At 67.5% G+C, this 23,711-nt stretch carries 17 protein-coding genes and 3 tRNA genes; 9 read left to right on the forward strand and 11 right to left on the reverse strand.

Annotated elements, in window-relative coordinates; genetic code table 11:
- Nucleotides 1-123: 123 nt before the first annotated feature.
- Nucleotides 124-828 carry a HisA/HisF-related TIM barrel protein gene (locus FHT36_RS19675; RefSeq protein ID WP_169124185.1) on the reverse strand — a complete coding sequence of 235 codons (705 nt, stop codon included), beginning with the start codon at nt 826-828 and terminating at the stop codon, nt 124-126.
- 36 nt (nt 829-864) lie between these two features.
- Here FHT36_RS19675 and FHT36_RS19680 point away from each other — a divergent pair, with 36 nt between their 5' ends.
- The 6 genes from FHT36_RS19680 (at nt 865) to FHT36_RS19705 (ending at nt 8,210) form a co-directional block, all read left to right on the forward strand.
- On the forward strand, nt 865-1,830 hold the full coding sequence (locus tag FHT36_RS19680; RefSeq protein ID WP_169124186.1) for an ATP-grasp domain-containing protein: 966 nt from the start codon (nt 865-867) through the stop codon (nt 1,828-1,830).
- A gap of 55 nt (nt 1,831-1,885) precedes the next feature.
- A complete protein-coding gene (gene folB / locus FHT36_RS19685; RefSeq protein WP_348644522.1) occupies nt 1,886-2,350 on the forward strand; it encodes a dihydroneopterin aldolase in 465 nt (154 codons plus the stop codon).
- A 67-nt stretch (nt 2,351-2,417) separates the two neighbouring features.
- A complete protein-coding gene (locus tag FHT36_RS19690) occupies nt 2,418-3,407 on the forward strand; it encodes a class 1 fructose-bisphosphatase (protein WP_169124187.1) in 990 nt (329 codons plus the stop codon).
- 131 nt (nt 3,408-3,538) lie between these two features.
- Entirely contained in the window at nt 3,539-5,146 is a 1,608-nt protein-coding gene (locus FHT36_RS19695) for an acyl-CoA synthetase (RefSeq protein WP_169124188.1), read from the forward strand.
- A gap of 314 nt (nt 5,147-5,460) precedes the next feature.
- Nucleotides 5,461-6,651 (forward strand): glycosyltransferase family 2 protein, encoded by a 1,191-nt coding sequence (locus FHT36_RS19700; protein WP_169124189.1) that lies wholly within the window; start codon nt 5,461-5,463, stop codon nt 6,649-6,651.
- Entirely contained in the window at nt 6,648-8,210 is a 1,563-nt protein-coding gene (locus tag FHT36_RS19705; protein ID WP_169124190.1) for a glycosyltransferase family 39 protein, read from the forward strand. The genes FHT36_RS19700 and FHT36_RS19705 overlap by 4 nt, the downstream gene beginning before the upstream one ends.
- 853 nt (nt 8,211-9,063) lie before the next feature.
- Here FHT36_RS19705 and FHT36_RS19710 read toward each other — a convergent pair.
- From FHT36_RS19710 to FHT36_RS19745, 8 genes are all read right to left on the reverse strand, one after another.
- Nucleotides 9,064-9,140, reverse strand: a tRNA-Asp gene (locus FHT36_RS19710).
- A 269-nt stretch (nt 9,141-9,409) separates the two neighbouring features.
- Nucleotides 9,410-9,485, reverse strand: a tRNA-Val gene (locus tag FHT36_RS19715).
- Between the two features lie 353 nt (nt 9,486-9,838).
- Nucleotides 9,839-10,117, reverse strand: a complete 279-nt coding sequence (locus FHT36_RS19720; protein ID WP_024278722.1) for an HU family DNA-binding protein — start codon at nt 10,115-10,117, stop codon at nt 9,839-9,841.
- 325 nt (nt 10,118-10,442) lie between these two features.
- Complete coding sequence (gene lon / locus FHT36_RS19725) at nt 10,443-12,863, reverse strand: endopeptidase La (protein WP_169124191.1); 2,421 nt, start codon at nt 12,861-12,863, stop codon at nt 10,443-10,445.
- Between the two features lie 417 nt (nt 12,864-13,280).
- Entirely contained in the window at nt 13,281-14,549 is a 1,269-nt protein-coding gene (clpX, locus tag FHT36_RS19730; RefSeq protein ID WP_024278720.1) for an ATP-dependent Clp protease ATP-binding subunit ClpX, read from the reverse strand.
- 476 nt (nt 14,550-15,025) lie between these two features.
- On the reverse strand, nt 15,026-15,661 hold the full coding sequence (gene clpP, locus FHT36_RS19735) for an ATP-dependent Clp endopeptidase proteolytic subunit ClpP (RefSeq protein WP_169124192.1): 636 nt from the start codon (nt 15,659-15,661) through the stop codon (nt 15,026-15,028).
- A 99-nt stretch (nt 15,662-15,760) separates the two neighbouring features.
- On the reverse strand, nt 15,761-17,113 hold the full coding sequence (gene tig / locus FHT36_RS19740; RefSeq protein WP_169124193.1) for a trigger factor: 1,353 nt from the start codon (nt 17,111-17,113) through the stop codon (nt 15,761-15,763).
- Between the two features lie 156 nt (nt 17,114-17,269).
- Nucleotides 17,270-17,354 (reverse strand) — tRNA-Leu (locus FHT36_RS19745).
- A gap of 455 nt (nt 17,355-17,809) precedes the next feature.
- Here FHT36_RS19745 and FHT36_RS19750 point away from each other — a divergent pair.
- Entirely contained in the window at nt 17,810-19,051 is a 1,242-nt protein-coding gene (locus FHT36_RS19750; RefSeq protein ID WP_169124194.1) for a multicopper oxidase family protein, read from the forward strand.
- Between the two features lie 131 nt (nt 19,052-19,182).
- Here the strand turns inward: FHT36_RS19750 and FHT36_RS19755 are convergent, their stop codons facing one another.
- Complete coding sequence (locus FHT36_RS19755; protein WP_348644525.1) at nt 19,183-20,673, reverse strand: NAD(P)H-hydrate dehydratase; 1,491 nt, start codon at nt 20,671-20,673, stop codon at nt 19,183-19,185.
- Nucleotides 20,674-20,895: 222 nt separating this feature from the next.
- Between FHT36_RS19755 and FHT36_RS19760 the strand changes: the two genes are divergently transcribed.
- Together FHT36_RS19760 and glnA are read left to right on the forward strand one after the other, a co-directional pair.
- Nucleotides 20,896-21,234: a P-II family nitrogen regulator gene (locus FHT36_RS19760; protein ID WP_012115561.1), complete on the forward strand. Its 339-nt coding sequence runs from the start codon at nt 20,896-20,898 to the stop codon at nt 21,232-21,234.
- Nucleotides 21,235-21,295: 61 nt separating this feature from the next.
- Nucleotides 21,296-22,711, forward strand: a complete 1,416-nt coding sequence (gene glnA / locus FHT36_RS19765) for a type I glutamate--ammonia ligase (RefSeq protein ID WP_169124196.1) — start codon at nt 21,296-21,298, stop codon at nt 22,709-22,711.
- A 91-nt stretch (nt 22,712-22,802) separates the two neighbouring features.
- On the opposite strand, the gene FHT36_RS19770 is transcribed toward glnA, so the two are convergent.
- The gene (locus FHT36_RS19770; RefSeq protein WP_169124197.1) at nt 22,803-23,663 is read right to left on the reverse strand and encodes an RNA methyltransferase; all 861 of its coding nucleotides are present in this window, start codon (nt 23,661-23,663) and stop codon (nt 22,803-22,805) included.
- Nucleotides 23,664-23,711: the final 48 nt, after the last annotated feature.

The raw sequence follows: 23,711 nt of genomic DNA on the forward strand, positions 1-23,711 counted from the left end.
GTTCCATGACACGGGGCACCCTTGCGGCACCTCCATTTTCCAGTGTGGCGAGAAGGTTACAGTGAACCACGCTCAGACCGGGGGCGTGACGCACATCTACAGCCGTGGAAGCCTACCCTTACGTCAGGCCCACCGGCGCGCGGTTTCGGGATCGATCCGCCCGTCGTGCAGGGCGCTTGCCACCAGCGCGCCGGCGATTCCCGCCCGGGCGAGCGCTTCGAGATCGTCGGGCCCGCGCACGCCACCGGCAGCGTAGAGCGCGGGCGCCGCCCCCTGCCCCCTGGCCAGCCGGCCGGTGCGCTCCAGGGCATCCATGTCCGGCCCCTCGCCGCTGCCGACACGGGCGAGCGTCATGACGATCACGCGCGCAGGCCACAGGCGTGCGTCGCGGTGCGCACGCCCCGGACCGCGCGGCCCCGCGGCATCGTGGTCAAGAGAGAGAATCACACCGCCCACCGCGAGCGCGGCCTCCACGTCGGCCTCGCCGAGGCTTTCCGTGCCCACGATGGGAATACCGGGTCCGGATTTGGCGCGTGCGGCGATGCGCGCCGGATCCCCCTCCCCGGCATCCACCCAAAGCGCGAGGCCGGGGAAGGTGCGGCGGAGGTCGCGCAGCGCCGCGTCATTGCCGCCGACGCCAGTTATCGCATCGATATCAGCCACATAGACGGTACGGAACGGGGCGAGCGACAACAGCCCCGCCACCACGTCGCAGGGCGTTGCGGTGGGCGAAAGCGGCGTGACAATGGGGCGATAGGCCTCGCGCTCGCCCCTGTGGGCACGCACGACCACCCCTCCCTTCAGGTCAACGACGGGGATAAGCTGCATATCGAGGTCCGGCTGAGCTTGTGCGAGAGGAGCCCCATGCGCGTCTTCATCTGCGAGTACGTGACATCCGGTGGCATGCGCGACAAGCCCCTGCCGGAGGCGGCGCTGGCGGAGGGTCGCCTGATCCGCGACGCCATCGTCACCGATCTCCAGGAGCTTGTCGGCATCAACGTGGTGCTGGCCTATGACGACCGCCTGCCGCCGCCCAACGAGGAGGCGGTGCCGGTGCGCAAGGGCGCAGACCCGTGGATCACCTGGTCCGGCCTCGCCCAGGACGCCGACGTGGTGTGGCCCATCGCCCCCGAGGCCGGTGGGCTTCTGGCCCGTCTCGCCCGGCTGATGCGCGAGGGCGGGGCCCGCACGCTCGCCAGCTCCAGCGAGGCCATCATCCTCACCTCGAGCCGGATGGCTCTGGCCCGCCGCCTCGCCGAGTATGGCATTCCGCACGTGCCGACCTATCCGATCGACGCGCTGCCCTCCGGGATCGATGGCGATCTGGTGACGCGGCCTGAGGAAGGCACGGGCTGGTCGGCCGCCCGCGCCTGGCCGAACAGGGCCGCCCTGCCCCGGTCCGGCGGACTCGTCGTCCAGCCCTTCCTCAACGGCAACCTCGCCAGCCTCAGCGTGCTGGTGCGGCCGGACGGGGTGACGCTGCTCGCGGCGAACCGTCTCAGCATCAGCCACCTTGTGGGCGTATTCGCCTTCGAGGGCGTGCAGGTGGGCGGCATCGCGGATGAGGACGGACGCCTCGCCGAGACGGCGCGACGGGTCGCGGAAGCCATTCCCGGCCTCTCCGGCATCGTCTGCATCGACGTGATCCTGACGCCCGAAGGCCCGGTGGTGGCGGAGGTGAACCCCCGCGTCACCGCGTCCTACGCCGGATTGCACGCCGCGCTCGGCGTCAATCCGCTCGCCTTCGTGCCCGAACTCATCCGCGAGGGCGTGCCGCCCTCCATGCCGCGGCTGCCGCGTCCGACTCCGGTCGAGGTGAAGATCCGTTGAAAGCAGCCGGCGAAACCAATAGGAAGGCAGCGAGTTTGAGGCAGGGGGTGCGCCCGTGGCGACGCCTCCTCGCGAGGATGAGATGACCTCCGACGATCCCACCGCCCTTGCGGACACCCAGCCCGACGCGAGCTCCGCGCCGCGCGCCCGCCCCCACAACACCGACCGGCTGTTCCTGCGGCAACTGCCCTTCTATGCGCGTCACGGCGTGTACGACGCGGAGCGGGAGCTGGGTCAGCGCTTCATCATCGATGTGGACTGCTGGCTCGATACCCGCCCCGCCGCCTGGGCGGACGATGCGGCCCTGACGGTGTCCTACCAGGGCATTTATGAGCAGGTCGCGGCGGTGGTGGCGGATGATCCCGTCCACCTCATCGAGACGCTGGCGGAGCGCATTTCCACCCGCCTCCTGGACCATTTCGAGATGGTCGAGCAGGTGCGCGTGGTGGTGCACAAGCCGGGCGCGCCTGTCACCGGCGTGTTTGGCGATGTCGGTATAGAGATCGTCCGCACCCGCTGACGCGGGGCAAGACGAAACCCGATCGGACTGCCGTCGGCTCAGCCGCCGGATCGAAGGAGAGCACAAGGTGAGCGTTGCGGTGAGCCTCAAGACCTATCTCGCGGACTGGGCAGGGAGCGACGCCTCTCGACAGGCTGTGGCCGCCACCGTGACCGCCATTGCCGAAGCCGGGCTCGGCATTGCCGACCTCGTGGCCCGCGGCCCGCTGGAAGAAGGGCTCGCCAATATCCGTGGCATCGATCCCAATGCCGGCGGCGACGCCCAGAAGGAGCTGGACGTGGTGGCCGAGGAGCTGATCCGCGAGAAGCTCCTGCCGACCCCCACCGCCTTTCTCGCCTCCGAGGAGAGCGAGGAGCTGATCCCGCTCAATCCCGAAGGTCGCCTCGTGGTGGCGGTGGACCCGCTGGACGGCTCGTCCAACATCGACACCAACGTGTCCGTGGGCACCATCTATTCCATCATGCCCTATGACGCCGCGGCGTTCGCCAAGCCCGAGGACGCGGTGATGCGGCCGGGCTCGGCGCAGGTCGCTGCCGGTTTCCTCGCCTATGGCCCGGCGACCATCCTCGTCGCCACCTTCGGCGAAGGCACGCAGGTATTCGTGCACGACCGCCGCACCGGCGAGTTCCTGCTGGCCCGCAGCGATGTGGAAATCCCCGCCGAGACCAAGGAATACGGGATCAACCAGTCCAACGTCCGGCACTGGGACGCGCCCATGCAGCGCTATCTCGCCGATTGCCTCGCCGGCAAGGAAGGCCCGCGGGGCAAGGACTTCAACATGCGCTGGGTCGGCTCCATGGTGGCCGACGCCTTCCGCATCTTCACCCGCGGCGGCGTCTACGTTTACCCGCGCGACAAGCGCAAGGGCTACGATAACGGCCGCCTGCGCCTGATCTACGAGGCCTTCCCCCTCGCCTTCCTCGTGGAGCAGGCCAAGGGCGGCGCCACCGACGGCACGACGCGCATCCTCGACATCACCCCCCACCACATACACCAGCGCATCCCGCTGGTGTTCGGCTCCAAGGCCGAGGTGGACGCCATCGCGTCCTATTACTGACCAAGCGGACTGCCGCAGCCCCCGTGGGGACGTCTCCCCACGGGCCGCTCTCTTGACCTCCCCCGGAAAAAAACGTTCGATCGTTTCCTTGCAGAGCAGCCGCCGGCAGAGCGGCGCCGAGGGAGGTGACGATGCTCGTTCCGGCCGATGATTATGCGGGGCTGCTGCGCGCCTTTTCCTGGCAGGTGCCGGCGCGCTTCAACATGGGCGTCGCCTGCGCCGATGCCCATGCGGACGGCTCGGGCAAGCCGGCGCTGATCTTCGTGGAGGAGACGGGCGCCGTCCGCTCCTACAGCTTCGACGAGCTGAAAGCCCTCACCAACCGCTTCGCCAACGTGCTGGTCGCCAAAGGCCTCGTGCCCGGCGACCGGGTGGCGGTGTTCCTGCCGCAGGCGCCGGAGACGGCCATCGCCCACATCGCCGCCTTCAAGGCGGGGATGATCTCCGTGCCGCTCTTCACCCTGTTCGGCGACGAGGCGCTGGAATTCCGCCTCGCCGCCTCGGGCGCCAAGGTGCTGGTGACGGACCTCGGCGGCCTCGCCAAGCTGATGCGCGTGAGGGACCACCTGCCGGACCTCGCCCACGTCTTCGTCATCGGCCCGGACGCGGGCGGCGCCCTCTCCTTCGACGCGGCGCTGGCGCAGGGCTCGGACCGCTTCACGCCGGTGGATACGGGGCCGGACGATCCCGGCATCATCATCTTCACCTCCGGCACCACCGGAAACCCGAAGGGGGCGCTACACGGCCACCGGGTGCTGCTGGGGCACCTGCCCTGCATCGAGTTCGTCCACCAATACATGCCGCAGCCCGGCGACCTGCACTGGACCCCGGCCGACTGGGCGTGGATCGGCGGGCTGTTCGACGTGCTCTTCCCCTCGCTCTATTTCGGCGTGCCGGTGCTCGCCCACCGGGCGAAGAAGTTCGATCCCGACGCCGCCATGGCCCTCATGGCAGACCACCATGTGCGCAACGTCTTCCTGCCGCCCACCGCGCTGAAGCTGCTGCGGCAAGCGGATGTGAAGCATGCCGGCCTGAAACTGCGCTCCCTCCTCACCGGGGGCGAGACGCTGGGGGCGGAGCTGGGCGCGTTCGTGCAGGAGCGCCTCGGAGTCGAGGCGCGGGAAATCTACGGCCAGACCGAGTGTAATCTCGTGGTCGGCTCCAACTCCAGCTTCTTCCCCATCCGCCCCGGCTCCATGGGCAAGGCCATCCCCGGCCATGACGTGCGCATCGTGGACGACGCGGGCGTCGAGCTTCCCCGCGGCACGGAGGGCAATATCGGCATCCGCCGCGGCGATCCAGTGATGATGCTGGAATACTGGAAAAATCCCGAGGCCACCGCGCACAAATATGCCGGCGCCTTCCTCCTCACCGGCGACATGGGCCGGCAGGATGAGGAGGGCTATCTCTGGTATGTCGGCCGCGCCGATGACGTGATTACCTCAGCCGGCTACCGCATCGGCCCCGGCGAGATCGAGGACTGCATCCTCAAGCACCCCGCGGTGGCGCTTGTGGCAGTGGTGGGCGTGCCGGATGCGCTTCGCACAGAGGCGGTGAAGGCCTGGATCGTGCCCAAGCCGGGCGTCGCCCCCTCCGAGGCGCTGGCGAAGGACATCCAGGACTTCGTGAAGACCCGGCTTTCGGCCCACGAATATCCCCGCCACGTCGCCTTCACCGACACCCTGCCCATGACCGCCACCGGCAAGATTCTCCGCCGCGAGCTGCGCGCCCGGGGGTAGCCGGGAGCCGCCCCCGACGTTCCCGGGAAAGACTGCGGCGGATCGCGCCTCAAAGCCGTAAGCCGGCTGTAAGCTTGGCTTCCTAGTGTCATTGCCGTACGAGGGGAGGCTTGCGGTGCGTGCCCCCATCGCTTACGGGAGGGGCTGCCTGACATCCGTAAGCTGGCCCAAGGCCGGATAGGTAGTGACATTCGACATGGGGGAGGCTCGCGGCACTCTCCTCCACGTTCCCGGGAGGACCTGCGCAGGCTGTCCCCAGCGCGACCGTACCTTCGACCCGTCGTTTCGCAAGGCCGCAGGATAACGCACAAAGAATGCCGGATTCCGCGCCTGCTCCCTTCGGTTCCCCGTCTTCCCGCGGCCCCGGTATCGTCCGGCAGAGCAGCGCCGAGCCCGAATCCGATGCGGCCGCCGGCGTGCTGCCCGCGGTGCCGCGCCTGTCCGTCATCGTCCCCACCTTCAACGAGCGCGGCAATGTGGAGCGCATGCTCGTCGGCATCGACGGCGCGCTCAAGGGTGTCCCCTACGAGGTCATCTTCGTCGATGACGATTCGCCTGACGGAACGGCGGACACCGTGCGGCAGATCGGCGAGCGGGATCCCCGCGTGCGCTGCATCCGCAGGATCGGCCGGCGCGGCCTCGCCGGCGCCTGCATCGAGGGGATGTTGGCCGCCCAGGCACCGCTCGTCGCTGTCATCGACGGCGATCTCCAGCACGATGTGAACGTGCTCAGGACCATGCTCGATCGGTCCCCCGATGCCGACCTCGTGGTTGCCAGCCGCTATGTGGATGGCGGCAGCGCCGAGGGGCTGAACCGCCGCCGCGGCGCCATGAGCCGCACGGCCACCGGCATGGCGCGCCGCATTCTCGGCATCAAGACGTCCGACCCCATGAGCGGCTGCTTCCTCATCCGCCGTGCGCTGGTGGAACGCCTCGCGCCCTCCCTCTCGCCGAACGGCTTCAAGATCCTCCTGGACATCATGACAGCAAGCAAGGAACCGATGCGGATCGTGGAAGTGCCCATGGCCTTCGCCGCCCGCGACGAGGGTGACAGCAAGCTCGACAGCCGCACGATGCTCGACTTCCTGACCCTCCTGATCTTCAAGGTCAGCGGCGGCGCCATCTCGCCCCGTTTCGTCTGGTTCTCGGCGGTGGGCGGCGCGGGGCTGGTGCTGCACCTGCTGATGCTGAAGGGCGGGCTGCTCGTCGGGCTCGGCTTCGCGGTGGCCCAGTCCATCGCGACCATCGGCGCCATGACGTCGAACTTCGCCATGAACAACGTCTTCACCTATCGCGACCGGCGGGTGAGCGGCCTCGCCATGCTCCCGGCTTTGCTCAAGTTCTACCTCATCTGCGGTGCCGGCGCGGTGGCCAATGTGGGCGTCGCCAGCTGGGTGTTCGAGGGCGGATGGCGCTGGTGGCTCGCGGGCGTTGCCGGCTCCATCATCGGCGCGGTCTGGAACTTCGCCATGACCTCCCTGTTCGTCTGGGGACCGTCCAAGTGAGCGTTTCCACGCCAGGTCTCGCGCGGCCTGGCGTCGGCGACCGACCTGCAGGCCTCAGGACGCTGCAGGAGCGGATTTCGCCCGCCTCGGCCCTTGCCGCGGTGCTCGTTTTCGCGCTGGCCGTGCGTCTCCTGTTCGCGGCCACCACCGGCCTCGGCAATGACGAATCCTACACCGTCGTCACCAGCCGCATCCCCGCGCTGAGCTATTTCGACCATCCGCCCATGGCCTGGTGGCTGGCGCACTATTCCGCCGTCCTCTTCGGCTCGGAGGCGCCGCTCGCAGTGCGTGCGCCGTTCCTGCTGCTCTCCACCCTCTCGACCCTGCTCATGTATCTGCTCACGGCCCGGCTCTTTGGCCGCTGGGCCGGGGTGTGGGCGGCGCTGCTGATGGCCTGCGCGCCCGTGCTGGGCCTCACCAGCGCCACCTGGGTGCTGCCGGACGGACCGCTCATCGCCTTCCTGCTCGCGGGAACGCTGGTGGTCGCGCACGTCCTGTTCGACGAGCGGGCCCATCCAGCCCTGTGGCTGCTGGCCGGTGCCTTCGGCGGGCTGGCGCTGCTCTCCAAGTATCACGGCGTGTTCCTGTTCGCCGGCACCTTCCTGTTCCTGCTGCTGTGCCCGCGACAGCGCAAATGGCTCGGTACGGTGTGGCCCTATGCCGGCGGCGTGGTCGCGCTCGTCCTGTTCTTGCCGGTCATTGCCTGGAACGTCGGCAACGGCTTCGCCTCCCTCGCCTTCCAGAGCGCGCGGGCGTCGGCGGCGGGCTTCCACCCGTTGATGGCGCTGATGGTGGTGGGCGGCATCGCCCTGTTCCTGACGCCCTGGATCTGGGTCGGCCTCGTGGCGGCGGCCGTGCGCGCGCTCAGGGCCCGGCCCATCAACCCGCGCGCGCTCCTGCTCATATGCCTCGCGGCCGGGCCGGTGCTGGTGTTCCCGGTGGTGGCGGCCTGGTCGGGAGCCAAGCCCTTCTTCCACTGGGCCGCGCCGGGCTATCTCATGCTCTTCCCCCTGCTCGGCCGCGCCACCGCGCGGCGCTGGGCAGCCAATGGCGCGATCCGGGGCTGGACGGTCTGGTCCGCCGGCTTCACCGCAGCGGGCGTGGCGGTGATCGCCACGGTCTCCCTGGTTCCGTCCCTCGGTACGGCATTCTCAGCCACCGGGGGCGACCCGCTGCGTGAACTCGCGACCTGGAGCGACCTCGACGCCGCGATCCGGCGCCAGGGCCTGACACCCGGCCCCTATGCCTTCGTGGTGACGCCCGTTTGGCACATGGGCGGAAAGGTGGGCTATGCCCTCGGCCCCTCCTGGCCGGTTGCCTGCATGGGGGACGATTGCCGCGGCTTCCTCATGAGCGACATCCAGCACGGCCGCAAAGGCGCCGATGCGATGCTCGTGCTCGACGCCGCCGGCTCCAACGCCCAGATGAACGCCATGCGCCGGCGCTTCCAGAGTGTCGAATCGCTGGGAACGGTGGAAATCCGCCACGCCGGTACGGCGGTCGCGCTGGTAGTGCTGGCGAAGGGGCATGGCTATCTCGGCGACGCCTCGCCGCGATAGCCCCGCGCGGGGCTGCTTTTGGCCACCCCTACCCCGTCTCTTCAAAAGCCTGCTCCGTGAGAGTTTGGCTTTGAGCGTCGCAAGCGAGGGCGGCGGCCAGTGGCGCGCGCTCGCTCTAAACGACGGTTAGGAGATGCTGCGCGGCCGTGACCGATTGCGCGCGTCCCAGAGCGGCGGCGGCACCTCCAGCGCCGATGGGGAGGGCCTTCCCCCGGCGTGCGGACCCGGGTGTCACCGAGGCCAGCCAAGCGCTCCAGCGGTCTCCGCTCCCGGCCTCCACCCAAGGACCGGCTTTGTGGCCCAGAGGCTTCGGCAATTGGACCGCAATGGACGCCACCACCAACGACGTCCGCCTCTCCGCCAAAACGCAACAGAGGGGAGCCGTTCCGGCCAAATGGCAGGAAAGGACCAAGCCGTCCTTCGGCATGAAGGCGGCGGCTTGGTTCATTCCATACAGATGCGCAGCGGCCGCACGACACGATGGGCCGCCGCCCCGACGCCTCTCAAATCGCCCTGGAAGGGTCGAGAGAGCCTGACGTCGCCGAAGGAGCATCTTGGACGCTCCGCGGCATTATCAGAGGCTCTGGAGCCGTCGTAGGCGATGGCGGGGTGCGGACTGCCCATCCAGGGCGCCATGGGAATGCATCCCCGGCCTTAGGGGCGCCCTTCGAGGGCCATCAGCCCGCTGATCTAAGCCAGTTTGAAGAAGGTCAGGCCGCGTGCCGCGCAGGCCGAGCACAAGCCGTAGCAAGGCGCCGGTCTGAAGCCATCTAGCCGGTGTGAATTCGAAGAGGAGAATGCCCCAAGCGCATCTGGCGCGGCGCGAATAGCCAAGTCATCTCAGGGTGATGAATGGCGGGAGTGACGGGGCTCGAACCCGCGACCTCCGGCGTGACAGGCCGGCGCTCTAACCAACTGAGCTACACCCCCGAACCGGCGGCAGGTCTTGCCGACCGCCGAGGAGAGCGGCGTGGTACGGCACCCCTCCGCCCAAGTCAAGCAAGCCGCGCATTTTTTGCCGGGAAGTTGTCCACAGCCCGCCTAAGATTGTGCGTTGGCAACGCTTTGCGGCGCTGCCGGCGCTGCGTGTTCTGAGCTGTGGATGGGGGGATTCGCGGGGCGCGCGGAGGCGGGAGCGGCCCACACGCGCGGGGGCGGAATCGCGGATGCCGAAGTGAGGGAGAGTAAGGAGCCGGACATGGTGGGCGGTGACGGGCTCGAACCGCCGACCCTCTCGGTGTAAACGAGATGCTCTACCAACTGAGCTAACCGCCCGGACGTCGCAGGACCTTCCGGCGCTATAGTCCGCCCGGGCCGCAGCGGCAAGGGTGGGGATGCGGCTGGAGCGTGGACAGCGGCTGCGCGCCGGCATGGCGCGCGCGCCCCCGTCCGCCGAAGACCTTCAGAAAAACGGCTTTGGGAAACGTCGGCACGATGGCCGGATCTCGCGCAGCGCGGACGCGACTTGTGCGCCTTCGATCCGCGAGGCTGGGGCTCGCCGGATCGGGGACGCTCCGCCCGGTACGGCCGGGCCGGGAGCGTCCGGATAGCCCTCCGGACATCGATCCGGAGAGGCACATGCAGCGGCAGTACGGCCGGCGCAGCGCGCGCCCGGGCCGAGGGCCGGATCAGTCGTTGACGGCTTCCTTGAGACCCTTGCCGGGGGTGAACTTCGGCGCCTTGGAAGCCTTGATCTTCACCGGCTTGCCGGTGCGCGGGTTGCGGCCTTCACGGGCAGCGCGCGTCACCACGGAGAAGCTGCCGAAACCGATCAGCTTGACTTCCTCGCCATCCTTGAGCGCCTTGGCGATGATGTCGAAGGTCGCGTCCACAGCCGCAGCCGCAGCGGTCTTCGTCAGCTTTGCCTCTTCGGCCACGGCGGCGATCAGTTCGTTCTTGGTGGTCATCTGACCTTTCCTTCCGTTGTCAGAACGCGAATCGTGCAGGGCGAGCCCCGACGAACGGCGCGAGCATCACGGAAAATAAGGCTTTTGCAAGCGCGATTGGCGCCAAACCCGCACCAATGCACGATTTTGCGCTGTGCGCTTGCGAAGAGCAGGGGTGCAGGCGAGGCGCGGCGCTGCGTCGGCCGCGCCTCTAAGCCATTGAAAAGACTGAGGGCGCGCCCCGCACGCCCCGAAGGTCCGGGGATGGCGGCGACACGCCCTCGAAAATTGTTCAGAAACTGTTGAAACAGGCCGGGTTGCGGACAATCCGGCCTGTTTTTTCGCGTCAGTGGGCGACCACGCCCGCATTGTCCTCGTCAGCGACCGGCGGGTTGTTCACCGGACGCTCTTCCCAGGTGATGGGCTCGGGCGGGCGAACCAGCGCGTTGGCCAGCACCTCGTCCATGCGCGACACCGGCACGATCTCCAGCGCGTTCTTCACGTTGGCCGGGATATCCGCCAGATCCTTGGCGTTCTCCTCGGGGATCAGCACCTTCTTGATGCCGCCACGCAGGGCCGCAAGGAGCTTTTCCTTGAGACCGCCGATGGGCAGCACCCGGCCGCGCAGGGTGATCTCGCCGGTCATCGCCACGTCGCGACGGACGGGGATGCCGGTGATGACCGACACGATGGCGGTGGCCATCGCGACGCCGGCCGACGGGCCGTCCTTCGGGGTCGCCCCCTCGGGAACGTGGACGTGGATGTCGCGCCGCTCGAACAGAGGCGGCTCGATGCCGAAGTCCACCGCCCGCGAGCGGACGTAGGACGCCGCCGCGGAGATGCTCTCCTTCATCACGTCGCGCAGGTTGCCCGTGACCGTCATCTTGCCCTTGCCGGGCATCATGAGGCCTTCGATGGTCAGCAGCTCGCCGCCCACCTCGGTCCAGGCGAGGCCCGTGACGACACCCACCTGGTCCTCGCTCTCCACCTCGCCGTAGCGGAAGCGCGGCGCGCCGATGAAGTCCTCAAGGTTCTTGCCCGTGACCTTCACCGACTTCTTCTTGGACAGCATGAGCTCCTTCACCGCCTTGCGGGCGAGGGTGGAGATCTCACGCTCGAGGTTGCGCACGCCCGCTTCCCGCGTGTAGCGGCGAATGAGGGTGAGCAGGGCCTCGTTGTCGATGGTCCACTCCTTCTCGGTCATGCCGTGCTTCTGGAGCGAGTTGGGGATCAGGTGCTTGCGCGCGATCTCCACCTTCTCGTCTTCCGTGTAGCCGGCGATGCGGATCACCTCCATGCGGTCCAGAAGGGCCGGCGGGATGTTCAGCGTGTTCGCCGTGGTCACGAACATGACGTTCGAGAGGTCGTAATCCACCTCAAGATAGTGGTCGTTGAAGGTGTGGTTCTGCTCGGGGTCGAGAACCTCGAGCAGGGCCGAGGACGGATCGCCGCGGAAATCGGCGCCCATCTTGTCGATCTCGTCCAGCAGGAAGAGGGGGTTGGCCTTCTTCGCCTTCCGCATCGACTGGATGATCTTGCCCGGCATGGAGCCGATATAGGTCCGCCGGTGACCACGGATCTCCGCCTCGTCGCGCACGCCGCCGAGGGCCACGCGCACGAACTCACGGCCCGTCGCCTTGGCGATGGACTTGCCAAGCGAGGTCTTGCCGACGCCGGGAGGGCCGACGAGGCACAGGATGGGCCCGGTGAGCTTGTTGGCGCGGCTCTGGACCGCCAGGTACTCGACGATGCGCTCCTTGACCTTGTCGAGGCCGTAGTGATCGCTGTCGAGGATCTCCTGGGCGTAGTTCAGATCCTTCTTGACCTTGCTCTTCACGCCCCACGGGATGGAGAGCAGCCAGTCCAGATAGTTGCGCACGACGGTGGCTTCGGCCGACATGGGCGACATCTGGCGGAGCTTCTTCAGCTCGTGCGTCGCCTTCTCGCGGGCTTCCTTGGTGAGCTTGGTCCGCTTGATGCGGTCCTCCAGCTCCTGCAGGTCGTCCTTGCCGTCCTCGTCGCCCAGCTCCTTCTGGATCGCCTTCATCTGCTCGTTCAGGTAGTACTCGCGCTGGGTCTTCTCCATCTGCCGCTTCACGCGGGTCCGGATGCGCTTCTCCACCTGGAGCACGGAGATCTCGCTCTCCATCAGGCCGAGCACCTTCTCGAGGCGATCGGGAACCTTCAGGGTCTCGAGCACGCCCTGCTTCTCGGGGATCTTCACCGCGAGATGCGAGGCGACGGTGTCGGCGAGCTTGGAGTGGTCGTCGATCTGGCTGACGACGCCGACCACCTCGGGCGACACCTTCTTGTTGAGCTTCACATAATTCTCGAACTCGGTGACCACCGAGCGCGCGAGCGCCTCGCCCTCGACGCGGTCGCCGACCTCGTCATTGAGCGTGATGGCCTCGGCCTCGTAGAGGTCGGTCCGTTCGGTATAGCGGGTCACCTGGGCGCGGCTGACGCCCTCGACCAGCACCTTCACGGTGCCGTCGGGCAGCTTCAGCAGCTGCAGCACGGTCGCGAGCGTGCCCACCGAGAAAATGGCCTCGGGGGCCGGATCGTCATCCGACGCATTCTCCTGGGTGGCGAGCAGGATGTAGGTATCGCCGCGCATGACCTCTTCGAGAGCGCGAATGGACTTTTCGCGGCCCACGAACAGGGGGACGATCATGTGGGGAAACACCACGATGTCGCGAAGCGGGAGGACCGGGAAGGTCTGGGACACTCCGGCAACGAGCGGCGGGCGCGGCTTCTGGCTCGTCATGACGCAATCCTTTCAAGAAGTGCACGCGCTGGATTTGGGCGCAGAACTGCGTTGCCGCGCGTGCACGCGGCCGGAGACGGGCGTGGATTTTCAATGCTGAAGCGGCTTGCGCCGCAGGAGGCACGAGGTCCGACCCCCGAGACCGGAACTTTCGAAAAGTAGATGGACACGCAACCTGCCCGTTTCAAGGGCACACCATTGACCTCTTTGGAGGATCGTCCCCTGCGGGCGAGCCCCCCGAGAAGAGGGCGAACCGGCGCGTCGGCCCCGGTCGTCATCTCCCGCCTCATGCCCCGGGCCCTGACCCGAACCGGGACCATCCGCCGGCCGGAACGGATCCGGGCCGGCTGAACTTCGGTCGTGTCCCGCCCTCTCCCGAAACCGCGAGGTCTGGGGAGAGGCGCGGGGCCCGACACGTCACGCACTGGCGCCTGCGTCGCCGACGCGATCGGCGTAGATGTAGAGCGGGCGCGCATTCTGCTCGACGACTTCCCGGCTGATCACCACTTCCTCGACCCCTTCGAGACCGGGGAGATCGAACATGGTGTCCAGCAGGATGCCTTCCATGATGGACCGAAGGCCACGGGCGCCGGTCTTGCGCTCGATCGCCTTGCGGGCGATAGCGCCGAGGGCCTCCTCGTGGATGGTGAGGTCCACGCTCTCCATCTCGAACAGCCGCTGGTACTGCTTGACCAGCGCGTTCTTCGGCTCGGAGAGGATCTTCTTCAGCGCCTCCTCGTCGAGGTCACCCAGCGTCGCCAGCACAGGCAGGCGGCCGATGAACTCGGGGATGAGGCCGTACTTCAGCAGATCCTCGGGCTCGACCTCGCGGAACACCTCACCGGGACGACGATCCTCGGGCGGCGCCACCTTGGCCTGGAAGCCGATGGAGGTTGAGCCCTTGGAACGGGACGAGATGATCTTGTCGAGGCCGGCGAAGGCGCCGCCGCAGATGAAGAGGATGTTGGTGGTGTCCACCTGCAGGAATTCCTGCTGGGGATGCTTGCGGCCGCCCTGCGGAGGAACGGACGCGACCGTGCCTTCCATGATCTTCAGCAGGGCCTGCTGCACGCCCTCGCCCGAGACATCGCGGGTGATGGACGGATTGTCGGATTTGCGACTGATCTTGTCGATCTCGTCGATGTAGACGATGCCGCGCTGCGCCCGCTCGACATTGTAGTCGGCAGCCTGGAGCAGCTTGAGGATGATGTTCTCCACGTCCTCGCCCACGTAACCGGCTTCGGTCAGCGTGGTGGCATCGGCCATGGTGAACGGCACATCGAGGATGCGCGCCAGCGTCTGCGCGAGCAGCGTCTTGCCCGAGCCGGTAGGCCCGATCAGCAGGATGTTGGACTTCGCGAGTTCCACGTCGCCATGCTTGGTGGCGTGGTTGAGACGCTTGTAGTGGTTGTGCACCGCCACGGAGAGGACCTTCTTCGCGTGGTCCTGGCCGATGACATAGTCATCGAGGACCTTGCGTATCTCCTTCGGGGTCGGGATGCCATCCCGCGACTTCACCAGAGAGGACTTCGACTCTTCCCGGATGATGTCCATGCACAACTCGACGCATTCGTCGCAGATGAACACGGTGGGTCCGGCGATGAGCTTCCTGACCTCATGCTGGCTTTTGCCGCAGAACGAGCAATAAAGCGTGTTCTTGCTGTCGCTGCCGCCGGTCTTGCTCATCTCACGTCTCCTAACGCCCTCACGAACCGGACATATGACCGGCCGTCTCGTCAGGGCCTCATATGGGGCTTGTACGAAGCAAAAACCTCGCCAAGCCCGAATGTGGTGATCAACTCGCCAAAAGCCAACCACCCTGAGGCGACGCGATCAAGGCAGGCTGGCGACATTCCCCAGACCAAGGGACGCGCCGCCGCCGACCTGAAGGTCGCGCCGTCCGCCGATCGTCTGCCCACGACCTTTCGCAAGTCTGAACCCGGAACTTATTACGAAGTCCGGGCCCCGACGGTTCATGGCCCTGAAACGCGAAGGCCCCCACCATCAGGCGGGGGCCGACTACGCGGCATCCGATGCCGGCTTAACGACATGCAAGCGCGATCTTGCACCGCACGCAAGTGGGGCAATGCGTGAACGCCGGGCGTGTTGCCCAACTATCGCAATCGCCCCGTCCGCGCTTGCGGCCAAGCTTGTGCTCGACCTCAGGCGGCCTTCACGGCCTCGTCGGTCGGGCGCTTGTCGATCACGGAATCAATGAGCCCGAACTCCTTGGCGGCTTCCGACGTCATGAAGTTGTCGCGCTCGAGGGCGTTCTCGATGGCCTCGAAGGACTGGCCGGTATGCTTCACGTAGATTTCATTCAGCCGCTTCTTGAGGCTGAGGATTTCCTGGGCGTGGAGCATGATGTCCGTCACCTGGCCCTGGAAGCCGCCGGACGGCTGATGGACCATGATTCGGGCGTTCGGCAGCGCGAATCGCATCCCCTTCTCGCCCGCGGTCAGCAGCAGCGAGCCCATGGAGGCCGCCTGGCCGATGCAGAGCGTCGACACCGCCGGCTTGATGAACTGCATGGTGTCGTAGATGGCGAGGCCCGACGTCACCACTCCCCCGGGGGAGTTGATGTACATCGAGATTTCCTTCTTCGGGTTGTCCGCCTCGAGGAACAGCAGCTGCGCCACCGCAAGAGTGGCCATGCCGTCCTCGACCGGGCCGGTGAGGAAAAGGATGCGCTCCTTCAGGAGGCGGGAAAAGATGTCGTAGGACCGCTCGCCACGGTTGGTCTGCTCGACCACCATGGGGATCAGGTAATTCATGTAAGTATCAACAGGATCACGCATCTTAAAACCCCCAGGGGCGCATAGGGAGGGCGCGGGTAAAGGCACGCCGCTGCCGGCGTGCCGCGCGAATTCGTCGCAGGACGGATCGCGACCCGAGCCTCAGGCCGCCTTCTCGTCCTCGTCATCCTTGAAGAGCTCTTCCTTGGTGACCGTCTTCTCGGTCACGTTGGCAAGCTCCAGGAGGAAGTCGACGACCTTCTCCTCGAACAGGGGGGCGCGCACGGACGCCAGAGCCTCGGGGGTGCGGCGGTAATAGTCCCACACCTGCTGCTCCTGGCCGGGGAACTGGCGGGCCCGTTCGACCACCGCGCGCGTCACCTCGTCGTCGGAAACCTGGATATTGTTGCGCTCCCCGATTTCCGCAAGCACCAGGCCGAGGCGCACGCGGCGCTCGGCGATGCGGCGGTAGTCCTGGCGAGCCTCTTCCTCGGTGGTGCCTTCATCGACGAAGGTGCGGCCCTGGGCGGCGAGATCCTCGTTCACCCGGCTCCACACGCCGTAGAATTCCTGCTCCACGAGGCCTTCCGGCACGTCGAACTTGTGGGTCGCGTCGAGGCCGTCGAGCAGAGCGCGCTTCACCTTCTGGCGGGCGGCGCCGGCATATTCCTGCGCGATGCGGGCCTTCACGGTCTCCCGGAGCTTCTCGACACTCTCCTGGCCGAGAGTCGCGGCGAAGGCATCATCCACCGCGATCGCGCCGGGCGCGTCGACGGACTTGACGGTCACTTCGAAGGTCGCGGCCTTGCCGGCGAGTTCCTTGGCCGCGTAGGCCTCGGGGAAGTTCACGTTGAGGGTGCGGTTCTCGCCCGCCGAAGCGCCGACGAGCTGCTCCTCGAAGCCGGGGATGAAGCCCTTGGAGCCGATGAGGACGTCGATGTCCTGGCCTTCGCCGCCCTGGAACTTCTCGCCGTCCACATAGCCGGTGAAGTCGATGGTGACGCGGTCACCCTCGGCGGCCGGGCCTTCCTTGGTGGCGAAGGGGCGGTTGGCATCGGCGATGCGCTGCACCGCCTCGTCCACCTCGGCCTCGGTCACTTCGACCACCGGCTTCTCGACGGAGATGTCCTTGAAGTTGCCGAGCTCGATCTTCGGCAGGATCTCCAGCTCCACGTCGTAGGCGAGATCCTTGCCGCCATCGAGCAGGGTCTGGAACTGCGGGTCCTCTTCCGGACCCTTGATCCGGGGCTGGAGCGCGAGCTTGAAGCCGTGCTCCTCGACGATCTTGCCGTTGGTCTCGTTGACGGTCTGCTCGATGATCTCGGACATCACGGACTTGCCGTAGACGCGCTTGAGATGGGCCACGGGCACCTTGCCGGGGCGGAAGCCGTTCAGCTTCACCTGGCCCTTGAGCTCGTTGAGCCGGGCGTCGGCCCGGGCGTCGAGGTCGGCGGCGGACACCACCACACGGAAAGCGCGCTTGAGGCCCTCGGCCCCGGTCTCAGTCACCTGCATCGTCTTGCCTTCACATCCTCATCGCGCCAGGCGCGTTAACTTGAATTCAGCGCTGTCACCGGCATCCCGCGGCAATCGCCGGAGGCCGCGCGGCACGGTGGACCTGCCCCGACCGGACCACCTTGCGGCGGCCGGCGCGCGGGCTTGCGGCGGCATTGGTGCGGGCGGAGGGTTTCGAACCCCCACGACTTGCGTCACGGGAACCTAAATCCCGCGCGTCTACCAGTTCCGCCACGCCCGCGGCCCCGTCTCGCCAAAGGCCCGTCGCGCCCAAAGGCCCGTCATGCCTGCGAGGTGTCGCCGGGCACGGGGACGGCACCGAAGCGCTTGAGCGCACGACGCCTCCGGGCACAGTTCCACCGCTCGCGCACGAGGCCGCACGCGCCGTTCGGGTCGCGGCTTATATCATGCCCGTGCGGTCGCGCAGCAAGAAAATGGCGCCCGCGACCGCGCGCTCCCCATCGCGCCTGCATCACGGCACGACGCCGCATCCCCGCCCGAGGAGCAGCCGGCGGAGCGTATGGCCGGCCGGCGGAAGATTGTGTGCCGCCAAGCCTCCGCTCGCAGACGAGATCAAAGGAGGTGCCGCGCCGACGGACCAGTCCGTGCAGCGGCGCTGGGGAACGCTTGAGCAAAGCCGCTTGCCCTTTTTCCGGCCGCGTAACATGGTCCACCCACCCCGCCAGGAGATGCCGCGTGAGCCCGTCGATTCCCTCTCGTCGCAACGTTCTCAAGGGGGCTGCGGCCCTGTCGTTCACCGGCGCTGCCGGTGCCCTGTTGCCGGACTGGGCGTTGGCGCAGGGCCAAGGCGCCGGCCCCGTCTCGCTCACGGCCGCGGAAGGCACCCGGCCGGCCATCGCAGGTCAGGGCAACCTCGCGCTCTTCAACGATTCTCTGCCGGGCCCCGTGCTGCGGGTGACGAAGGGGAGTGAACTTCAGGTCCAGTTCGCCAATGCGCTCAAGGAGAGCGTCGGCCTGACGTGGCAGGGCGTACGGCTGCCGGCCGACGCGGCTGCGTCCGCCTCCGCGGCCGTCGCTGGCGGGCAGAACAAGCTCATCCGGCTCACGCCCAAGGATGCCGGCACCTTCTGGTACCACGCCACGTCCCCGGCTCTCGCCCGCCGCGCGCTCTCCGGCGCGCTCATCGTGGCCGAGCCCGGCACGCCGGCCTACGCTTCCGACAACCTACTGTTCATCCAGTCATTTCCCCCCGAGAGCGGGGTGCCGATCTTCCCGGTGAACGGCGAGTTCTCGCCGACCTTTCAGGGCCCCGCCAGCGGCCGCAGCCGGCTGCGGCTCGTGAACGCCACGCCCCTGTTCCTCCGCCTGCGCCTTAAGGGCCCGGCCGCCTACGCCATTGCCATCGACGGGCAGCCGGTCGCCCAGCCGTTTGAACTGAAGGACGGCCGCCTCCAGATGCCGCCGGGTGGGCGGGTGGACGTCGCCGCGACCATCGACGACGCGGATGCCACCATCATCGAGATCGAGACATCGCAGGAGCCGATCCGGCTGGCGGTGGTGACGCCGGTCGGCCCCGCAGGCCCCCTGCCCTCCGGTCCGCCCGCGCCGCTCCCGCCAAACGATTTGCCGGCTGACATTCCGTTGAAGGATGCCGTTCGCGTCGAGCTGCCCATCGGCGGGAAGAGCGGCGCGCCCGCTTCGCTCGGCACCGTGAAGTCAGGCAAGGCAATGGTCCTGACCCTCGCCAACAGCCTCGATGCTCCGGTGTCGGTCCATGTCGCCGGCCACGCGGTGCGGCTGCTCGACGGCCTAGACGATGGCTGGAAGCCCTGGTGGCACGACACAGTTCCTGTGCCGGCTAAAGCGACAGTAAGGGTTGCCCTTCTGGCCCAGGCGACCGGAACGTGGAGCGTCACGGCGCAGCGGGGCGGTGATGGCGAGGTCGTCACCTCGGCGACCTATCAGGTCACGGCCTGACCGGTTTTTCCCGCCGAATCAGAGATCTATGCGGCCGGGACCACCCGGACGCCGGGCGCATGCGCTGCGCTCTGGCGTGTGACGACCTTACGCGCCAGACGATGGTGCCGACTTTGATTCGTTTTCGAAGGTCAAGCTTTTTCGAGTGCGGTGTATAGCCGGCTATAGACCCCTCGCAGGGCCTCGGGCAGATCGTCCGCGATAAGCCCCGGCCCGGCCTCCCGGGCGGCCTCTCCGTGCAGCCAGACGGCGGCGCACGCCGCCTCGAAGGGCGGCATTCCCTGCGCCAGCAAGCCGCCGGCAATGCCTGCCAGCACATCCCCTGCCCCGGCTGTCGCGAGATAGGGCGGCGCATTCTCGGCGATGGCAGCACGTCCGTCAGGATGGGCGATTACCGTGTCCGCGCCCTTCAACACCACGACGGCCCCGAGCCTGCGCGCGGCGGCGCGGGTGCGGGCGAGCTTGGAGGGTGCCCCGAGAACATCGCCGTCGCCATGGAACATGCGGGCGAATTCGCCCTCGTGGGGGGTGACGATGAGGCCGGCGCTGGATGCCGCCACTGCTGCGAGCGCCCAGGGCACGCCCTCGTAGCTGGTCAGCGCGTCGGCATCGAGCACCAGACGACGGCCGGGGGCGGCCACGTCGATCTTGCAGCGGGTTTCCGCTCCACTGCCGAGACCCGGTCCGAGCACCACCGTGTTCAGGCGTCGGTCTGCCAGCAACTCCACCAGCTCCCCTGCCCCATCCACCGGGCGCGGCATGATGGCGGCATAAGAGGCCGCCTGCAGCGGCAGGGCCTCCCGCGGTAGGGCGATGGTGACGAGCCCGGCGCCGGCCCGCAGCGCGCCGCGGGCTGAGAGACGGGCCGCGCCTGAGGTCCAGGCCGGCCCACTCACCACCACCGCATGGCCCCGCGAATATTTGTGTCCGCCGGCGGTAGGGACGGGAAAGGCATCCCGCCAGAGGGCCGGCATGTCGACGAACGTCTGCGGGCGAATCGCGTCCAGAGCCTCGTCGGGAATGCCGATGTCGGCGACCCGCACCCGGCCGCACAGGCTGCGCCCCGGCTCCAGGAGGTGCCCCGGCTTGCGCCGGAAGAAGGTGACCGTCTCCACGGCCTGCGCCGCCGCGCCGCGCACCTTGCCGGTGGCGCCGTCCAGCCCCGAAGGCAGGTCCACGGCGACGATGGGCTTGCCGGACTGAGCCATGCGCTCTACCAGCGCCCGCGCCGCGCCGTCGAGGTCACGGGCGAGGCCGGCGCCGAACAGGGCATCCACGATCACGCCCGCCTCATCGAGATCGACGGCGGCCGGCTCCTCCACCGCCCCGCGCCAGCGCGCGGCGGCGCGGCGGGCATCGCCGGTCAGCTTGTCCCTGTCGCCCAGCAATGCGAGGCGCACCTTGAAGCCCCGCTGCGCCAGCACCCGCGCCGCGACGAATCCGTCGCCACCGTTATTGCCCGGACCGCAAAGCACGAGGATGCGCGTGGGATAGGGGTAGCGCGCGACCGCATCCGCCACGGCGGTGCCGGCGCGGTCCATCAGCGTCATGGACGGCGTGCCCATTTCGACGGCGAATTTGTCCGCGCGCGCCATTTCATTCGGATTAAGCAGTGCGTGCACCGATGCCCCCGTCCTCAGATGCTCAGATCATGCTCATGTCGGCGAACTGAAAACCGGCATGTAAGCTCAATAATTCATCACACAGATCAAGAACTAGGCATTGCGCCCGGCCCGACTTGCTTGTCTTCTGCATGGGCAAATGACCCAAGGCATGGCACATATCATGCTTACAAAAGGCGTCTCGACCGTGCGGCGGCGGATCGGGTCAGGGAGACGGAGCGGATGAAGAAGATCGAGGCAATCATCAAGCCCTTCAAGCTCGATGAGGTGAAGGAAGCCCTTCAGGACGTCGGCCTGCAAGGCATTACGGTTACGGAGGCCAAGGGATTCGGCCGCCAGAAGGGCCATACCGAGCTCTACCGCGGTGCCGAATATGTGGTCGATTTCCTGCCGAAGGTGAAAATCGAGGTTGTCCTCTCCGACGATATGGTAGATCGAGCCGTCGATGCCATTCGCCGCGCGGCCCAGACCGGGCGGATCGGAGACGGGAAGATCTTCGTGTCGTCCATCGAAGAGGCGATCCGTATCCGGACCGGCGAATCCGGCCTCGACGCGATCTGACGCGTCCAAAACAAATCGTCCAAGAAACGAACTGCAGGCCAGCAGAAAGGTAGCAAACCCCATGACGACCAAGACGGCCAAGGACGTCCTCGATCTCATCAAGAGCGAGGACGTGAAATATGTCGACCTGCGCTTCACCGATCCGCGCGGCAAGTGGCAGCATGTCACGTTCGACATCAGCATGGTCGACGAGGAATTCCTGACCGAAGGCACCGCCTTCGACGGTTCGTCCATCGCCGGCTGGAAGGCCATCAACGAGTCCGACATGCTGCTCATGCCGGATCCGACGACCACCTGCATCGACCCCTTCTTCTCGGAGACCACGGTCTCCATCGTCTGCGACGTGCTCGAGCCCACCACGGGCCAGCCCTACGGCCGCGATCCGCGCTCCATCGCCCGGAAGGCCGAGGCCTATGCCAAGTCCACCGGCGTGGGCGACGCGGTGTATTTCGGCCCCGAGGCCGAGTTCTTCATCTTCGACGACGTGCGCTTCAAGGCGGACCCGTACAACACCGGCTTCAAGCTCGACTCCCTCGAGCTGCCGACCAACGGCGACACCGAGTATGAGGGCGGCAACCTCGGCCACCGCGTGAAGACCAAGGGCGGCTACTTCCCCGTGCCCCCCATCGACTCGGCGCAGGACATGCGCTCCGAGATGCTGGCCGCCATGGCCAAGATGGGCGCCAAGGTGGAAAAGCACCACCACGAGGTCGCCTCCGCCCAGCACGAGCTCGGCCTCAAGTTCGGCTCGCTCGTGACGATGGCCGACCACCTGCAGGTCTACAAGTACTGCATCCACCAGGTGGCCAACATCTACGGCAAGACGGCGACCTTCATGCCGAAGCCGGTGTTCGGCGACAACGGCTCGGGCATGCACGTGCACCAGTCGATCTGGAAGGAGGGCAAGCCCCTCTTCGCCGGCGACAAGTATGCCGATCTCTCCGAGTACTGCCTGTGGTACATCGGCGGCATCATCAAGCACGCCAAGTCGCTGAACGCCTTCACCAACCCGCTGACCAACTCCTACAAGCGTCTGGTCCCGGGCTATGAGGCCCCCGTGCTGCTCGCCTACTCGGCGCGCAACCGTTCCGCGTCCTGCCGCATCCCCTACACCAACAACCCGAAGGCCAAGCGCGTCGAGGTTCGCTTCCCCGATCCCGGCGCGAACCCCTACCTCGCCTTCGCGGCCCTGTTCATGGCGGGCATGGACGGCATCCTGAACCGGATCGACCCCGGCCAGGCCATGGACAAGGATCTCTACGACCTGCCCCCGGCCGAGCTGAAGCAGATCCCGACCGTCTGCGGCTCGCTCCGCGAGGCGCTCGCCTCCCTCGAGGCGGACCACGAGTACCTGCTGAAGGGCGACGTGTTCCAGAAGGACTTCATCGAGTCCTACATCGACCTGAAGATGGCCGAGGTGATGCGCTTCGAGATGACGCCGCACCCGGTCGAGTTCGAGATGTACTACTCGGTCTGATCGACCTTCATCCCAAAGCAGAACGGGCGCCCTTCGGGGCGCCCGTTTTCGTTTGTGGCGGTGTCTGCGCGCGGAACGCGCCCCGCAGGGGTCAGCCCGCTTCGCCGCCCTCGCCGCTCCCCGTCGTCCCGCCACCGGCTTTGCGGGCGGCGGCGCGGGCGTTGTTCTCGGCCTTGCGGGCCTCGCGCCCTTCCCTGCCCTCCTCCAGCGCCGTCACCGCGCCATGCAGGGTGGCGAGGTCCTGCCGGGTGAGACCCAGCCGGTGGAAGATGTTGCGCAGGTTGCGGATGGTGGAGGGCGCCTTCTCCGGCGAGCGGAAGAAGCCGGAGGTCTGCAGCGCCGTCTCCAGATGGTCGAAGAAGGCAAAGAGATCGCCCTTGTCGGCGAGCGGCGAGCGATCCGGCGGGGCGAATGGCAGGGCGCCGCCGCTTTCCGCCTTCGACCACTCATAGCCCGCGACCGCCACGCAGGTGGCGAGGTTCAGCGAGGCGAAGGCCGGGTTCACCGGAAGGGTGAGGATGGCATCGCACAGCGATACCTCCTCCGTGTAGAGCCCCGTCCGCTCGCGGCCGAACACCAGCGCCACCTCCTCGCCAGCGGCCATGCGGCTGCGGGCCTCGGCCGTGGCCTCATCCGCCCCGACCACCCGCTTCGCCATGCCGCGCTCGCGGGCCGTGGTGGCGAAGGCGAACTTCACGTCATGGAGCGCCGCGCGCAGGTCCGGAAAGAGCTGCGCCTCGTCGAGGATGCGGTCGGCCCCGGCGGCGAAGGTGCGCGCCCGGTCGTTCGGCCAACCCTGGCGCGGGTTCACGATGCGCAGGCGCGACAGGCCGAAATTGCCCATGGCGCGCGCCGCCGAGCCGATATTGTCCCCAAGTTGCGGCTCCACCAGGATGATGAGCGGCCCCCCCGCCGTCCACGGCTTGGTGCTGTCGGTACCCGAACCCGGCATGTGGTCTCCCTTGTCGGCGCCTTGGTCGCACACGGCGCCCGGACGTGT

This window comes from Xanthobacter sp. SG618 (genome assembly GCF_012932745.1).
Taxonomy (GTDB): domain Bacteria; phylum Pseudomonadota; class Alphaproteobacteria; order Rhizobiales; family Xanthobacteraceae; genus Xanthobacter; species Xanthobacter flavus.

What these genes read in the sequence shown, in the direction of transcription:
- glnA (WP_169124196.1), top strand. Translation starts at nt 21,296, where the DNA reads ATGACGACCAAGACGGCCAAGGACGTCCTCGATCTCATCAAGAGCGAG.
- tig (WP_169124193.1), bottom strand. Translation starts at nt 17,113, where the DNA reads ATGCAGGTGACTGAGACCGGGGCCGAGGGCCTCAAGCGCGCTTTCCGT.
- lon (WP_169124191.1), bottom strand. Translation starts at nt 12,863, where the DNA reads ATGACGAGCCAGAAGCCGCGCCCGCCGCTCGTTGCCGGAGTGTCCCAG.
- FHT36_RS19770 (WP_169124197.1), bottom strand. Translation starts at nt 23,663, where the DNA reads ATGCCGGGTTCGGGTACCGACAGCACCAAGCCGTGGACGGCGGGGGGG.
- FHT36_RS19700 (WP_169124189.1), top strand. Translation starts at nt 5,461, where the DNA reads ATGCCGGATTCCGCGCCTGCTCCCTTCGGTTCCCCGTCTTCCCGCGGC.
- FHT36_RS19695 (WP_169124188.1), top strand. Translation starts at nt 3,539, where the DNA reads ATGCTCGTTCCGGCCGATGATTATGCGGGGCTGCTGCGCGCCTTTTCC.
- FHT36_RS19760 (WP_012115561.1), top strand. Translation starts at nt 20,896, where the DNA reads ATGAAGAAGATCGAGGCAATCATCAAGCCCTTCAAGCTCGATGAGGTG.
- FHT36_RS19680 (WP_169124186.1), top strand. Translation starts at nt 865, where the DNA reads ATGCGCGTCTTCATCTGCGAGTACGTGACATCCGGTGGCATGCGCGAC.
- clpP (WP_169124192.1), bottom strand. Translation starts at nt 15,661, where the DNA reads ATGCGTGATCCTGTTGATACTTACATGAATTACCTGATCCCCATGGTG.
- FHT36_RS19720 (WP_024278722.1), bottom strand. Translation starts at nt 10,117, where the DNA reads ATGACCACCAAGAACGAACTGATCGCCGCCGTGGCCGAAGAGGCAAAG.
- FHT36_RS19675 (WP_169124185.1), bottom strand. Translation starts at nt 828, where the DNA reads ATGCAGCTTATCCCCGTCGTTGACCTGAAGGGAGGGGTGGTCGTGCGT.
- clpX (WP_024278720.1), bottom strand. Translation starts at nt 14,549, where the DNA reads ATGAGCAAGACCGGCGGCAGCGACAGCAAGAACACGCTTTATTGCTCG.